Here is a 1,046-nt window from a genome sequence, read left to right as displayed (position 1 = left end):
GCCTACCCGGCCGCGCCTCCCGCCGCCCACGCCCCGGCCTGGGGGGCGGGGGGCGCGGGCGGAGCCTGCTGAGCCCACTGGGACTCCAGGCGGGTCAGGGACTCCAGCTCGCCGTAGTCGAGGAATATCCCCCGGCAACCGTTGCACTGCTCGATCTGCACACCGTTGCGGTTGTACGTGTTCATCTGCGCGTGACACTTCGGACACTGCATCATCGACTCGGCTCCTCGCCCTCGTTGTGCCGTCGCCGGAATGTCTGCCCGGCCACGGTCCGTTCACCCTACGACGCGGCACCGGTGGCCAACTCGGGCGGCAACGTAGCGATTCGGGCACAGGATTCGATCATCAGCTGTTCGTGCTCGTCCGGGTCCCGTTGCTCCGCGGCGCACTTGGCGAGGGCGACGGCCGCCGTCTGCACCGTCAGGGCGCGGGCGGGGACGTCCAGTGCGGGCCAGGGGTCGCCATCGGCGGGAACGGCCGGTCCCCCGGCGGACCGGTAGGCGTCCAGGAAGGTGGACCAGTCCTCGGGGGCCAGGAGTCCGGCCGCGTACCAGGCGGCGGGCCGGCCGAGGTCCCAGGTGGGATCGCCCACCCCCGCGTCGTCCATGTCGATGAGCAGCCAGGGCCCGTCCGGGGCGGGGTGGCGGACGAGCTGGCCGAGGTGCAGGTCCCCGTGGCACAGGGCCCCGGCCCTCCGCGCGGGGGCCGGGACCTCGCCCCGCGCCCAGGCGGGCAGGGCCCGCCAGCCGGCCAGCACGGAAAGGGCGTCCGGGTCACGGGGCGGGGCGGTCGCATCGCCGGTCAGGGTTGCCATCCCGCCGGAAACGGGGGTCGTGTGGGCGGGCAGGCGTGCGGCGTCACCGGGAAGGGCGGTCGCGTCGCCCTGGAGGGCCGCGCGCATACGGGCGATGGCCCGGGCCGCCTTGGCCGGGCCGCGCATCGGGGGCAGCGGGAACGGAGGCTTCGTCCGGTGGAGGCGGGCGAGCAGGTCGGCCGCATCGGCCCAGGGGGCCGCGCCGGGGGCGGAGGGGTCCACGGGCGCGCCG

Annotated in this window: 2 protein-coding genes; both read right to left on the bottom strand. The window is 75.8% G+C overall.

Annotated elements, in window-relative coordinates; genetic code table 11:
• Positions 1 to 2: 2 nt before the first annotated feature.
• Positions 3 to 215 carry a zf-TFIIB domain-containing protein gene (locus tag D3105_RS33960; RefSeq protein WP_425315773.1) on the bottom strand — a complete coding sequence of 71 codons (213 nt, stop codon included), beginning with the start codon at positions 213 to 215 and terminating at the stop codon, positions 3 to 5.
• A gap of 65 nt (positions 216 to 280) precedes the next feature.
• Positions 281 to 1,046 (bottom strand): phosphotransferase (locus D3105_RS33955; RefSeq protein WP_118906603.1); only part of this gene is annotated, 766 nt, incomplete at its 5' end.

Source organism: Streptomyces globisporus (assembly GCF_003501885.1).
Taxonomy (GTDB): Bacteria; Actinomycetota; Actinomycetes; order Streptomycetales; family Streptomycetaceae; genus Streptomyces; species Streptomyces globisporus_D.
The sequence above is the reverse complement of the archived record's forward strand: the minus strand, read 5'-3'. Positions and strand labels throughout refer to the sequence as shown.